Source organism: Rhizobium sp. T1470, from assembly GCF_042140505.1.
In the GTDB taxonomy this organism is placed as follows: Bacteria; Pseudomonadota; Alphaproteobacteria; order Rhizobiales; family Rhizobiaceae; genus Rhizobium; species Rhizobium favelukesii.
This window is the reverse complement of sequence record NZ_CP148091.1, coordinates 2,150,932-2,164,472: the sequence shown is the minus strand read 5'-3', so window position 1 is coordinate 2,164,472 and position 13,541 is coordinate 2,150,932. Positions and strand designations below refer to the sequence as shown.

General features: G+C 59.1%; 13 protein-coding genes and 1 tRNA gene. 9 read left to right on the top strand and 5 right to left on the bottom strand.

Translation table 11 applies throughout. The features are described 5' to 3' along the window. Positions 1 to 152 precede the first annotated feature (152 nt). The 3 genes from WGT02_RS10920 to WGT02_RS10910 form a co-directional block, all read right to left on the bottom strand. On the bottom strand, positions 153 to 356 hold the full coding sequence (locus WGT02_RS10920; protein ID WP_007532353.1) for a DUF3126 family protein: 204 nt from the start codon (positions 354 to 356) through the stop codon (positions 153 to 155). 129 nt (positions 357 to 485) lie between these two features. Continuing rightward, positions 486 to 1,319, bottom strand: coding sequence for a serine O-acetyltransferase (gene cysE / locus WGT02_RS10915; protein ID WP_037069840.1), 834 nt, complete (start codon positions 1,317 to 1,319; stop codon positions 486 to 488). A gap of 120 nt (positions 1,320 to 1,439) precedes the next feature. After that, on the bottom strand, positions 1,440 to 2,222 hold the full coding sequence (locus WGT02_RS10910) for an alpha/beta fold hydrolase (RefSeq protein ID WP_024318033.1): 783 nt from the start codon (positions 2,220 to 2,222) through the stop codon (positions 1,440 to 1,442). Positions 2,223 to 2,376: 154 nt separating this feature from the next. Between WGT02_RS10910 and WGT02_RS10905 the strand changes: the two genes are divergently transcribed. Then, positions 2,377 to 2,622 (top strand): zinc-finger domain-containing protein, encoded by a 246-nt coding sequence (locus WGT02_RS10905; protein ID WP_007790335.1) that lies wholly within the window; start codon positions 2,377 to 2,379, stop codon positions 2,620 to 2,622. Positions 2,623 to 2,646: 24 nt separating this feature from the next. Further along, positions 2,647 to 3,798 (top strand): FAD-dependent monooxygenase, encoded by a 1,152-nt coding sequence (locus tag WGT02_RS10900; protein ID WP_208248033.1) that lies wholly within the window; start codon positions 2,647 to 2,649, stop codon positions 3,796 to 3,798. Here the strand turns inward: WGT02_RS10900 and WGT02_RS10895 are convergent, their stop codons facing one another. Then, positions 3,799 to 4,989: a cystathionine beta-lyase gene (locus WGT02_RS10895; RefSeq protein ID WP_208248035.1), complete on the bottom strand. Its 1,191-nt coding sequence runs from the start codon at positions 4,987 to 4,989 to the stop codon at positions 3,799 to 3,801. 367 nt (positions 4,990 to 5,356) lie between these two features. On the opposite strand from WGT02_RS10895, the gene WGT02_RS10890 reads away from it, so the two are divergent. The 4 genes from WGT02_RS10890 (at position 5,357) to WGT02_RS10875 (ending at position 9,625) form a co-directional block, all read left to right on the top strand. Then, entirely contained in the window at positions 5,357 to 6,382 is a 1,026-nt protein-coding gene (locus WGT02_RS10890; RefSeq protein ID WP_024318030.1) for an amino acid ABC transporter substrate-binding protein, read from the top strand. A 90-nt stretch (positions 6,383 to 6,472) separates the two neighbouring features. After that, the gene (locus WGT02_RS10885) at positions 6,473 to 7,675 is read left to right on the top strand and encodes an amino acid ABC transporter permease (RefSeq protein ID WP_208248037.1); all 1,203 of its coding nucleotides are present in this window, start codon (positions 6,473 to 6,475) and stop codon (positions 7,673 to 7,675) included. 1 nt (position 7,676) lies between these two features. Further along, complete coding sequence (locus WGT02_RS10880; protein ID WP_024318028.1) at positions 7,677 to 8,831, top strand: amino acid ABC transporter permease; 1,155 nt, start codon at positions 7,677 to 7,679, stop codon at positions 8,829 to 8,831. A gap of 20 nt (positions 8,832 to 8,851) precedes the next feature. Further along, positions 8,852 to 9,625, top strand: a complete 774-nt coding sequence (locus tag WGT02_RS10875) for an amino acid ABC transporter ATP-binding protein (RefSeq protein ID WP_024318027.1) — start codon at positions 8,852 to 8,854, stop codon at positions 9,623 to 9,625. 164 nt (positions 9,626 to 9,789) lie between these two features. Here WGT02_RS10875 and WGT02_RS10870 read toward each other — a convergent pair whose 3' ends face one another. Next, positions 9,790 to 10,224, bottom strand: coding sequence for a hypothetical protein (locus WGT02_RS10870; RefSeq protein WP_024318026.1), 435 nt, complete (start codon positions 10,222 to 10,224; stop codon positions 9,790 to 9,792). A 227-nt stretch (positions 10,225 to 10,451) separates the two neighbouring features. Between WGT02_RS10870 and WGT02_RS10865 the strand changes: the two genes are divergently transcribed. The 3 genes from WGT02_RS10865 (at position 10,452) to WGT02_RS10855 (ending at position 13,500) form a co-directional block, all read left to right on the top strand. After that, positions 10,452 to 11,513 (top strand): class I SAM-dependent methyltransferase, encoded by a 1,062-nt coding sequence (locus tag WGT02_RS10865; protein WP_024318025.1) that lies wholly within the window; start codon positions 10,452 to 10,454, stop codon positions 11,511 to 11,513. 240 nt (positions 11,514 to 11,753) lie between these two features. After that, positions 11,754 to 11,828: transfer RNA gene (locus tag WGT02_RS10860), tRNA-Glu, on the top strand. Positions 11,829 to 12,255: 427 nt separating this feature from the next. Continuing rightward, on the top strand, positions 12,256 to 13,500 hold the full coding sequence (locus WGT02_RS10855; RefSeq protein ID WP_024314008.1) for a glycosyltransferase family 2 protein: 1,245 nt from the start codon (positions 12,256 to 12,258) through the stop codon (positions 13,498 to 13,500). The last annotated feature ends 41 nt before the right edge of the window (positions 13,501 to 13,541 follow it).

Sequence of the window (13,541 nt, the reverse complement as noted above, 5' to 3'; positions counted from 1 at the left end):
CTCTGCCAAAAGAAACAATCGGAGGTTTGCAAGATCAAGGCTTGAGCCGCGTTCCAGCTCGATTGTTTGGGCTGCCTTGACAGGCCAGCAGCTCGCGGACGCGAGCCGAGGCAGACGGGCGGCGAAAAGGCACGCCGCCCGTCAATCACGGATCAAAGATCGACGTCTAGGATCGCCATCGAGAAATTATAGGAGCGGTCGCCGTCCTCGTCATCGATATAGACGACACCCAGAAATTCTTCGCCGAGATAGACTTCCGCGGAATCGTTCTTGCGCGGGCGTGCCTTGACGATCACCTGCGGGTTGAACGTGCGCTTGAAATAGGCGTCGAGCTTCTTGATTTCTTCGGGCTTCACACTGCATCTCCTGAGCGGTCTCGGTTGGCCGCTTTTTGCATGGGAAAGACGGCGCTGTAAAGGCACGGGAACAGACGCATGAACGCTATCCCCGCCGATATGTCCCATGCTGTTAAGGCAACGAGCGGCTCAGATATCTGCGCCGATCACCTGATCCATTATTCGCGACGGTTCCGAACACCCTGCTTCTCCGACCACCTTGGCCGGCACGCCCGCCACAGTCGTCTTGGGCGGCACCGCCTTCAGCACGACAGAACCAGCGGCAACGCGCGAGCAATAGCCGATCTCGATGTTGCCGAGAATCTTGGCGCCGGCGCCGATCAGGACGCCGCTGCCGATCTTGGGATGCCGGTCGGAGCCTTCCTTGCCGGTGCCGCCTAGCGTGACGCCGTGCAGGATCGACACGTTATCACCGATGACGGCGGTTTCACCAACGACCAGCCCGGTTGCATGATCGAGGAAGATGCCCCTGCCGATACGCGCTGCGGGATTGATGTCGGTCTGGAAAACGCTCGACGATCTGCTCTGCAGATATAGCGCCAGATCGCGCCGGCCGCGGTTCAGCAGCCAGTGCGCCAGGCGGTGTGTCTGCAGCGCGTGGAATCCCTTGAAATAGAGCACGGCTTCCATGAAGCGCAGGCATGCGGGGTCGCGATCATAAATTGCCTGGATATCGACGCGCAGAATGGCACTCCACTCTGGCCAATCCTCGAGCATCTGATCGAAGGTCTGGCGCAGCAGGATTGCCTGCATGTCCGGATGGTCGAGACGTTCACAGATGCGGTAGATCACGCACTCCTCGAGTGACCGATAGTTGAGCACGGTCGAGTAGAGAAATGCGGCCAGCACCGGATCATTTTCTGCGGCAGCACGCGCTTCCTCGCGCAGGCTGTCCCAGATCGGATCCATCACCTTGAGAGGATTGCCCGTCTCAAGAGAGCGAATATCTGTCTTTGCGACCATGAAAGGTCTCCTCGTATGCCGTAGGATCGGCTCTATATAGGGCAAAAACCTGTTAACATAAATGGGTGGTCAGGGAATCGTTTCTGCGCCGTCCCGAACCGCCGCGACAAAGCCAAGTCACTATCCGGCGACTTCGGCGTAGAACTCCAGCACCGCCGTCTTGAAGATCCGGTCTCCGACAGCCAGCATGTGATCGCGACCGGGAATATCGAGCGCCCGTGCACGGGGCATCAGTGCTGCAAGCTCCTGGGCTGAACCCGCAATGTCGTCCTTCGTTCCAACGCCGATCAAGGTTGGAGCGTCGATCTTGGCCATATCGGACCGTGCGACGAGATCACGCGACCCCTTGATACAGGCAGCGAGCGCGTCGCGGTCGCTTTTCGTCTGATCGGCAAAAGCACGAAACATGCGTGCGCGATCATGGGTGACGTCTTCGAGGGAAGCCGTCAGCAAGGCATCCGCAATGGGATCCCAATCGCCGACGCCATCCGTCATGCCGATCCCAAGACCGCCGAGCACCAGCGAGCGGACGCGGTCGGGATGGGCAAGTGCCGCGAACACGGAAATGCGGGCTCCCATCGAATAGCCCATGATGTTGGCTTCCGGAATTCCCAGGTGATCGAGGAGCGCAACCGCATCGCTCGCCATATGCCAAGGACGATAGGCCTCGGCGTCGCGCGGCTTGTCGCTCGCACCGTGTCCCCGGTTATCTATGGCGATGACCCGATAACCCGCATCGCCCAATGTCTTCAGCCAGCCCGGATGAACCCAGTTTACGTTGGCGCTGGAGGCAAATCCGTGGATCAGCACCACCGGCACCCCCGACGGATCACCTTCGTCAAAGAAGGCGAGCTTCAGACCGTCATGCGTGAAGCTGGAAAAGGCGGGCGTATTCAAGTTCATCGGACTGTCCTTTTTTCCGGACCATATTTTATAGGCCGCCGAACTGAAACCCTCGCGGTTGCAAAAACTGTGCGTCCCGCCTCTCTTTGGCTCTACACATTTGTAGTGAACGACTATAAGGTCCGCGCACGTTACAAAGCATTCGGAGACGAACATGGCCGGCCACAACATTCCCCACTTCCAGAACGACGGCGGACACCGCGTTATCGAAGTCGGCGTGAAGGAATTCATGTGCACCGGCGCCTCCGTTCCGTTCGATCATCCGCACATCTTCATCGACATGGGCGACGAGAACGAGAAGGTCTGCTCATACTGCTCGACCCTTTACCGCTTTAACGGTGCGCTGAAGGCAAACCAGACCAATCCCGCTGGCTGCGTCTTCCACGTCAAGGCTGCCTGACCCCAAATCGAGATCGGACAGCCTATGCCGGCTGAACATGCCGCCATTGTCGGCGCGGGCGTAGCGGGCCTTACAGCTGCGCTTGCGCTGGCGAAGCGTGGCATCAGTTCCGAAATTTTCGAGCAGGCGCCTGATCTGACCGAGGTCGGGGCCGGTCTGCAGATTTCGCCGAACGCTTCACGCATTCTGGCCGAGCTTGGCATCCTCGGGCGCCTGGCCGAAGCCTGGCTCGAGCCAGAATCCATTCGGCTGATGTCCGGAACCACGCTGCGTCAGCTCGCGGCCATTCCAGCCGGCGGATTTGCACGTGCCCGGTGGGGGGCTCCCTACGGCGTCCTGCATCGCTCCACGCTACAGCGAACATTGCTTGACGCCGTCGCCAAAGAGCCGCTCTGCCAACTGCATCTTGGAGCGCAGATCAAGGGTCGGGTATTGTCGAACCTATCACGCCGAAAGGATCTTCTGGTTGGCGCCGACGGCGTCTGGTCGCAGGTTCGCGAAAGCATCGAAGGCAGCCCCTCGCCCCGGTTCTCCGGCAATATCGCCTACCGCTTCACGGTTGGCGCCGCAAACGCGCCCACATTTCTTGAACGCAATGGCGTCTCGGCGTTCCTTGGTCCGTCGGCGCATCTCGTCTGCTATCCGCTCAGGGAAACCGACAGTTTCAATATGGTGGCGATCACGGCCGGCAATGGCGCGCCGCATGCCTGGATCACGCAGCCGACGCAAGCCCAGCGTCGGCAGCTGCTTTCGCGTTTTTCTCGGTGGCACCCTGCCATGACAGAGCTTTTCGGCAAGGCCGAAGACATGACCTTCTGGCCGCTCTACGAAACGACAAACGGGCGCTGGCAGGACGGCCGCGACTGCGTGCTTATCGGCGACGCAGCGCACGCAATGATGCCTTTTGCGGCCCAGGGTGCCGCGATGGCGATCGAGGATGCCTGTGAGCTCGCGATGTTCGTTGCGACGCGCCCGGTCGCCGAAGCTCTACCTTTGTTCGAAGCGCGCCGCACCCCGAGGATAGCGCGACTGCGCCAGCGCGGCGCGTTCAACCAGTTTGCCTATCACGCCCGCGGACCGATACGCATCGGCCGTGACGTCGTCCTAGCGCTGCGAGCGCCGCAAAGTCTCGCGGCGGATCTCGACTGGATTTACGGCTACCGCGCCGGCACCTGATCAGACGGCGTTGGCGGCTGCAAAGCCGCGCTCGATATCTGCCTTGATATCGACGACGTCCTCAAGCCCGATCTGCAGACGGATGACCGGCCCTTCGGCTGGCGCCTTGCAAATGCGGCGATCGTTCAGGTTGACGTGAACGGCGAGGCTTTCGAAACCGCCCCACGACCAACCGAGGCCGAAGATCTGCAGCGCGTCGAGGAAGGCGTGCGCCCTCGCCTTGAACTTTTCCGGGGCGTCGACGGCAAGCACGAAGGAGAAGATGCCGCTCGCGCCCTTGAAGTCGCGCTTCCATAATTCGTGCGACGGGAAGCTCGGTAACGCCGGATGCAGCACTGTCGCGACCTCCTCCCTGTCCTCAAGCCACTTGGCGATCGTGAGCGCGCTTTCATAGTGGCGCTCCAGGCGTACACCCATGGTGCGCAGCCCGCGCAGGATCTGATAGGCGTCGTCGGGCGCGCCACAAATGCCAAGCGTGATGTTCGCTTCTTGAAGCTGCGGCCAGTGTTTGGCGTTTGCCGAGACCGTCCCCATCAGGATATCGGAGTGCCCGGACGGATATTTGGTGGCGGCGTGAATGGAGATGTCGGCGCCGAAGTCGAGCGGCTTGAAGTAGACCGGCGTCGCCCAGGTGTTATCCATCGTCACCACCGCACCGCGCTTGTGCGCGATTGCGGCAATCGCCGGAATATCCTGCATTTCGAAGGTATTCGAGCCTGGCGCTTCCGTATGGACGAGCTTGGTGTTCGGCTTGATCAGCGCTTCGATAGCCGCGCCCACCAGCGGATCGTAGTAATCGACCTCAACGCCGAGGCGCTTCAGCATCGTATCGCAGAAATGCCTGGTCGGCCCATAAACCGAATCGACGATCAAAGCGTGGTCGCCGGCCGAGAGGAATGCCAGGAACGGAACGGTAACCGCAGCGAGGCCCGACGGCACGAGAATCGTTCCGGCCGACCCTTCCAGGGCATCGATTGCCTCACAAAGGGCATCCGTCGTCGGGGTACCGCGCGTTGCGTACGTATACTTCTGTCCACGGGTTTCCATTGCTCGCGCGTTCGGGAAGAGGACCGTGGAGGCATGGACAACGGGCGGGTTGACGAAACCGTGGAATTCGGCCGGGTCGTTGCCGAGGTGGGAAAGGCGCGTGTTGATGCCAGCGTTGTGAAGCGGGCCTTCTCTGTCTTTCATGTTGGAAATGCCTTTGGCGGAGGGATGCAGTCGGCAACTTTTGAACCGAGCGAAACCATCGGTCAACCCCGAAGCAGGACCGGGCAACGCATCCCTGCCATGCAGGTTATTCAGATATATCAGTGATTTTGCGCGATTTTTTTCGGCAAAAGGCCGCCATTTCGATAGCCATCTGCCTCTTTTGCGCGCCGCGAATAGGGAATTGCCGAAATATCACGCAATCTTTCAACGCGACACTTGACCATAGTGACATTTGCGACTGTGATAGCACCACTCGCGCCGGGAGGGTGTCGGGTCATCTGGGAGGTTTGCTTGCTTCGGCGAACGCTCCCACAAAAAGATAAGACAAAGGAAAAGGTTGGGAAAAATGAAGATTAAGCTTCTGTCCGCCGCGATCGGCGCAGCAGTTTTCGGGCTTGGCGCCTCGGCAGCGTCTGCCACTACGCTCGAAGACGTAAAGGCAAAGGGTTTCGTTCAGTGCGGCGTCAACACAGGCCTTCTCGGTTTCGCGCAGCCTGACGCTTCCGGCAATTGGGCCGGCTTCGACGTCGACTTCTGCAAGGCAGTTGCTTCGGCCGTTTTCGGCGACCCGACCAAGGTAAAATACACGCCGCTGTCGGCCAAGGACCGTTTCCCGGCGCTGAAGTCGGGCGAAATCGACGTCCTGTCTCGTAACACCACGTGGTCAATCAACCGCGACACGGCGCAGGGCTTCAACTTCCGCCCGGTCACGTATTATGACGGCCAGGGCTTCATGGTTCGCAAGAGCCTGAACGTGAAGTCGGCGCTCGAATTGTCCGGCGCGGCCGTTTGCGTGCAATCCGGCACGACGACGGAATTGAACCTTGCCGATTATTTCAAGTCGAACAACCTCCAGTACAATCCGGTCGTTTTCGAGAAGCTTGACGAAGTCAACGCCGCCTACGACGCCGGCCGTTGCGACGTCTATACCACCGACCAGTCCGGCCTCTACTCGCTGCGTCTGACGCTGAAGAACCCCGACGAGCACATAGTCCTTCCGGAGATTATTTCCAAAGAGCCGCTGGGCCCGGCCGTTCGTCAGGGTGACGACCAGTGGTTCGACATCGTGTCGTGGACGGCTTATGCGCTCGTGAACGCCGAAGAGTTTGGCATCACGCAGGCAAACGTCGACGAGATGAAGAACTCGGCAAATCCCGACATCAAACGCTTCCTTGGCACGGAAGCCGATACGAAAATTGGCACCGACATGGGGCTCACCAATGAATGGGCCTACAACATCATCAAGGGCGTCGGCAACTATGGCGAAGTCTTCGAACGCAACGTCGGCCAGGGCAGCCCGCTCAAGATCGAGCGCGGCCTGAACGCGCTGTGGAACAAGGGCGGTATACAGTACGCCCCGCCGGTCCGTTGATCGACTGACGAAGGTGTGGGGAGGCGGTTTCCGCCTTCCCATCATAAAGAGAAAAGCCCGAAAACGGGCTCATAGGGGATTAGGCTCGGCATGACGCAAGAGGCTGTGCACACATCACATGTGCAAAGCACTGGCTGGAGTTTCCAGTCGGTGATCTACGACCCGAGGCTTCGGGGCATTTTCTTCCAAGTCCTGACCGTCGCGGTCATCGTCGGATTCGTGTGGTGGATTGCCCACAACACAGCTGAGAATTTGACCCGCTCCGGTACCGCCTCCGGCTTCGGTTTCCTGAACGGGCGCGCAGGCTTCGACATCGGCCAGTCGCTGATCGGCTATTCCAGCGACGCCACCTATCGCCGCGCGCTGCTGGTTGGCTTTCTCAATACCCTTCTGGTAGCAGTTACCGGCATTATTACGGCAACGATCATCGGTTTCATCGTCGGCATCGGCCGCCTGTCGCATAACTGGCTGATTGCCAAGCTGTGCACGGTGTATGTCGAGGTCTTCCGCAACATCCCGCCCCTGCTCGTCATCTTCTTCTGGTATCAGGGCGTTCTTGCCGTTCTGCCAGGGCCGCGCGATTCGCTGCATCTACCGCTGAACATGTTCCTCAACAATCGCGGACTCGCATTCCCCAAGCCGATCTTCGGTGAAGGTATGTGGGCGGTTGGCGCGGCATTCCTGGTCGGGATCGTGGCATCCGCGATTATCGCGCACTGGGCGCACAAGCGTCAGGCAGCCACGGGCAAGCAATTCCATACCATCTGGGTTTCCACCGGTCTGATTGTCGGCCTGCCGATCCTCATATTCCTCCTTTCCGGCCTGCCGCTGTCGTTCGACGTACCGGTCGCCGGCAAGTTCAATCTTACCGGCGGCTCCGTCGTCGGACCGGAATTCATGTCGCTGTTTCTAGCGCTGTCCTTCTATACGGCGGCCTTTATTGCCGAAATCGTTCGCGCCGGCATTCGTGGCGTGCCGAAGGGCCAGTCCGAAGCAGCAGGTGCACTTGGCCTGCACCCGGCGAGCGTCACGCGCCTCGTCGTGGTTCCGCAGGCTTTGCGCATCATCATTCCGCCGCTCACCAGCCAATACCTGAACCTGACCAAGAACTCGTCGCTCGCCATCGCCATCGGCTTCGCGGATCTCGTTGCCGTCGGCGGCACAATCCTCAACCAGACAGGTCAGGCGATCGAAATCGTGTTTATCTGGGCGGTCATCTATCTCACCCTCAGCATTCTCACATCGCTCGTGATGAATTGGTTCAACGCCAAGATGGCTCTGGTGGAGAGATAAGATGCCGACTTCCAACCAACCCTTCGTCAGAACCAACTTCCTCGACGCCGAACCTGCACCGCGCAGCGAAAGTGGCCCGCTGGCCTGGATTCGCAAGAACCTGCTGGCAACTCCCAAGGACATCGTGCTGACGGTTCTCGCCGTTGCCCTCCTCGCCTGGGCGTTGCCGCACATGATTAACTGGCTGTTCATTCAAGCCGTCTGGACCGGAACAGATCGCACGTTCTGCGCAACGGCCGTTCAGGGAGGCACTCAGCCCGACGGCTGGAGCGGCGCCTGCTGGGCATTCGTCGATGCGAAGTTCGACCAGTTCGTGTTCGGTCGATATCCCCTCGACGAGCGCTGGCGCCCGACGATCGTCGGGATCTTGTTCGTGCTCCTGCTGGTGCCAATGCTCATACCCAAGGCGCCGTTCAAGGGCACCAACGCGATCCTGCTTTTCATCGTCCTGCCGCTTCTTGCCTTCTGGCTGCTTTACGGCGGCTTTGGCCTTGAGATCGTCGACACGCCGCTCTGGGGCGGCCTGATGGTGACGCTGGTGCTTTCGTTCGTCGGCATTGCCGTGTCGCTGCCGTTCGGCATCATCCTGGCGCTTGGTCGCCGCTCAAACATGCCTGTCATCAAGATGGTCTGCGTCGCCTTCATCGAGATCATCCGCGGCATACCGCTGATCACGGTGCTCTTCATGGCGAGCGTGATGCTGCCGCTGTTTCTGCCTACCGGATACACGATCGACAAACTGCTGCGCGCCCTGATCGGTGTTGCGATCTTTGCGTCTGCCTATATGGCCGAGGTCATCCGCGGCGGTCTGCAGGCGATCCCGAAGGGCCAGTCCGAAGGCGCCGACTCACTCGGGCTCGGCTACTGGCAGAAGATGCGCCTCATCATCCTGCCGCAGGCGATCAAGCTGGTCATCCCCGGCATCGTCAACACCTTCATCGGCATGTTCAAGGACACGTCGCTGGTATCGATCATCGGCATGTTCGATCTGCTTGGCATTGTCCGGTTCAACTTTACCGACGCCAACTGGGCAAGCGCAGTGACGCCCTTGACAGGGCTGATTTTCGCAGGCTTCGTTTTTTGGCTGTTCTGCTTCGGCATGTCGCGTTATTCAGGCTTTATGGAACGCTATCTCGATACCGGCCACAAACGATAAAAGATTAAGGGAACGAACGCATGGCTGAGGCTCAACCAAAGAAGATGACCGTTTCGGCAACCGATGTTGCTGTCGACATCATCGGCATGAACAAGTGGTACGGCGATTTTCACGTGCTGCGCGACATTAGTCTGAAGGTGATGCGTGGCGAACGCATCGTCATTGCCGGCCCCTCGGGCTCCGGAAAGTCGACAATGATCCGCTGCATCAACCGTCTGGAGGAACACCAGAAGGGCCAGATCATCGTCGATGGCGTCGAACTCACCAACGACCTGAAGAAGATCGATGAAGTGCGCCGCGAAGTCGGTATGGTCTTCCAGCACTTCAACCTCTTCCCGCATTTGACCATTCTGGAAAACTGCACGCTGGCACCGATCTGGGTGCGCAAGATGCCGAAGAAGCAGGCGGAAGAGATCGCCATGCACTTCCTGAAGCGCGTCAAGATCCCGGAGCAGGCCCATAAGTATCCGGGCCAGCTCTCAGGCGGTCAGCAGCAGCGCGTGGCGATCGCCCGTTCGCTCTGCATGAACCCGAAGATCATGCTTTTCGACGAGCCGACCTCGGCGCTCGACCCCGAAATGATCAAGGAAGTCCTGGAGACCATGGTCGGACTGGCCGAGGAAGGTATGACCATGCTCTGCGTGACGCACGAAATGGGTTTTGCCCGTCAGGTCGCCAACCGCGTCATCTTCATGGACCAGGGCCAGATCGTCGAACAGAATTCGCCGGCCGAATTCTTCGACAATCCGCAGCACGAGCGCACCAAGCTCTTCCTCAGCCAGATTTTGCACTAGGCCGATTGGAGCACCGAATTCAAGGGCCGTCGGACTTCCGGCGGCCTTTTTGTTTAGAGCACTTCTGGCCGACCAGTTTGAGCACATCGCCACCGTAGCGCGTAAAACAAAAGGCCCCAATAACGGACCCAATAACGGGGCCTTTCGAGATACGCAACGGTCCATCAGCTCTTCAGCTTGGCATTGCAGAGGCTATAAAAGCCGCCACCCTTCTGAATCCATTTCAGGCCATTGAGCGTGTTGGCGTCCTTGTTCTGATGGTAGGAGTCGACGCAAGTGTGCATCCGGCCCTTGCCAGGTGTTTCCTTCGCATACTTCGGTGCAACGGCTGTCGGGAACGAAACGCCCTTGGGCGCCGTCATCGTCGGCTTTGCCGGCTCTTCGCCGCTATTGAGCGTAACATCCGGCTCGGCCGTCGCATCCGGGCCGCATTGCGCCTTGCGGAAGTCATTCCACTTCATGTCCTTCGCAGAGCCGTCAGCCTGCGCCGACTTATACTTCGCGCTGCATTCCTTCATGCTCAGCGCCGAGGACGGCGTTGCAAACGCCAGCGCCCCGAGCAGGGAAACGGATGCAAGAATAGTGAAATGCTTGATCATGATCTTTCCTCCAAGCCTCCAGGGCGATCGAACTATCAATCCGACCCATTTTCTTGTCAACGCGACAATTGGCGCAACCAACACGTTAAATATGTCCATTGATCGCCCTGCATTTGCAAACGGAAAATGTATCACCGCAATGCCATCCTGTCGCCTTCGCGGCAAACGCTGACGGTGATATAGTCCACCGGGGCTGGTCCTTTCCTGCATTCTCGATGGAGGAAGACATGCGCGAACCTGACATGCAGAAAGTGGATGCACTCGTCGGTCGGTTGATCGGCGACGTAGGCGCGGCCGTATCCGGAGCGCTGGTGGTGCTTGGCGATGACCTCGGCCTGTTCAAGGCCATGGCCGACGGAAAGCCACGCAACTCGTCTGATGTATCGAAGGAAACCGGCATAAAGGAGCGGTACATCAGGGAATGGCTGTCCGCGCTCGCGGCCGCCGACTACCTCAGCTATGACGAGAAAACCGATCGCTTTCACCTGACGCCGGAGCAGGCAATGGTTTTTGCCGAGGAGGACAGCCCTGCCTTCTTCGCTGGCGCTTTTCAGGTCGTGCAGGCCTTGTGGATGGACGAACCCAAGGTGGCCGACGCCTTCCGTACCGGGAAGGGCGTGGGATGGCACGAGCATAGCACTTGTCTGTTCCGAGGTACGGAGCGCTTCTTCCGCACTGGTTACAACAACAATCTCGTTGCCGACTGGATTCCGGCACTGCAGGGCGTCGAAGCCCGCCTGAAGGCCGGCGCGAAAGTCGCCGATGTCGGCTGTGGCCATGGCGCTTCGACGATCTTGATGGCTCAAGCATACCCAGCTTCGAAGTTCTTCGGCTTCGACTATCACGCGCCGTCGATCGAGCGGGCAAAGGCCGCGGCCAAGGAAGCCGGTGTTTCCGACCGCGTCACGTTCCAACAGGCTCCGGCGGCTGGCTTCCCTGAAGGGAGTTACGACCTCATCGCCATGTTCGACTGCCTGCACGACATGGGAGATCCGGTCGGCGCCGGCAAGCATGTGAAGGAATCGCTTTCGGCTGACGGTACCTGGCTGATCGTCGAGCCCTTCGCCCATGACTGCCTGAAGGACAACCTCAATCCGGTGGGCCGTGTCTACTACGGCGCATCGACGATGATCTGCACACCGGCCTCGCTCTCTCAGGAGGTCGGGCTGGCGCTCGGCGCGCAAGCCGGCGAGACCAAGCTGAGGAAAGTCGCCCTCGATGCCGGCTTCAAGCATTTCCGCCGCGCCACCGAAACACCTTTCAACATGGTCTTCGAGGTGCGCGCCTGAGGAAAATTGCGACATTGGCGACGTGGCAGGCTCCGGCCGGCCACGTCCGCTGAAACTTTCCACATGGCCGCGAACAGCGTGTGGCACAAGAAATAACATAGTGATATCAAAACGATAATCATAGCACTTCGAACGCCATAAGCGCGAAGCAAAGAAAAAATCGCGCCATTGTGATTTTTTCTTGTTTTGCCGCTTGCGGGATTCAAAGTGCCTGACTATAAGGGCGCCACCACGAAGGAAGCGCCCTTCGTCTATCGGTTAGGACACCAGATTTTCATTCTGGGAAGAGGGGTTCGACTCCCCTAGGGCGTGCCATTTTCATAATAAAAATCAGCATCATACGCTGTCCCTCTGGTGGGCTGGGCAAAAGGGTATCGCTGACGTGGTGCCCCTGATATCGTGGGATGCTGGCGCCTCGCTCCGATTTTCTTTCGCACCGACCATTACCGCTTCCTCCGCGGCCGCGAACACCAGCCTCGCTCCAACTCTGCCCCATAGATAGTCATCGCTAGATCTTTGCCGGCAAGCGAGCCGCGCAGATATCGCCATCGCGGAGGCGATCTTGGTGGAAGTCATGATGCGCGCTGGGGAGCGGTTCCCCATGGAGAAGAGGCGGCACCTTCTTTGCCGTCCCGCGGGCGCACGCCTTACTCTGACATCATGATCCGCACAATTTCGGGCGCCCCGCGCCCTTCGACCAATGCCATGAAGGCGACAGGCCCCTGCCCCGGAGACAATTCAATTGAGCGGCATCAAACTCAGCATATGTATCCCGACCTACAATCGGGAGGCCTATCTCCGCAATGCACTCGAGCATTGCGAAACCTATGACTTCGACTTCTCATACGAAATCGTGATCTCGGACAATGCCTCGACCGACAATACAGCGCAGGTGGTCGAAGAGTTCGTCGCCAAGGGCCTTCCCATTCGCTTTCACCGCCGTGCGGTCAACGGCGGGCCATACAAGAATATCGCGAGCACGTTCCGCCACGCCGTTGGCGAGTATTCGATCTATCTCGCCGACGACGACTTCCTGATGCCAGATGGCGTTAAGGCGGCCGTCGCGTATCTCGATGCTAATTCGGACGTGTCCGCGTGCCACGCTTCCTGGTATCTCTATGACGAGATCGCCGACCGCGACCTCACGACGTTCTATAAGGTCGATGAGGATATCAAGTTTGGCCGACATGATTTTGTCGAAGTGTTTCAGTTCATTTTTGAACGCCACATCTTCCCGGAAATCGCAATCTACCGATCGTCGGCGCTTCGATCCGTGTGGGTTCCGCGCGATTTTTGCTTCTGCTTCTTTGCTTATCTCGCGCACGTTCTCGATCAAGGTGGAGTGGCCTTCCTCAAGCAGCCTTTCTATCGCTCTGTCGTCACCTCGAAGCTGGCGCCCAACCGTTCGCAGACCGGCAACGAAGAGGTCATGGTCGCGTGGGATAAATATCGCGGCGGGCTTGAGTACTTCCTCTACATGGCCGCCAAGCGCGGAAAGCTCAACACAGGGCCGGAATCGCGCGCAATCTACGAAGAAATGTGCAAGGTCTTCACCCTCAACCGAATGGCGGTGGCGGTGCGCTTCTGGGCCGTTCGCAAGGATTTCATCAAGGCCTATGAACTCTACACGCGCATGGCACTTGGCGGCATGGGCAATCACCCCGAGGTGGCAGCGCTGCGCGAATCCTTCCCGATGCTGGTAGCCATGCAGACCCTCGCCTACCAGGTGAGTGCAACGGCAGGCGTTGACCGGCTGGTTCTCAGCGGAATGGCCGATCCGGCGTTGATCACCGAACTCCTTCGCGACGTCGGTCTAGCGCCAGAAATCGAAGTCACCGCAGACCTAGACGATAGCGCCTCAGCAGAGGTCGAAAGCACGATAATCTTCGCGGCGGATATGGCACGCCGCGAGAAGTTCCTCGAGCTCGGCTACAAGCCCAACATGATCTTCATCGAAAGCGACTTGACGCAGCACATTCTCATCTGACGCGACGATCGCCGCGCCAGGGACCGGAACTCACGTCTATG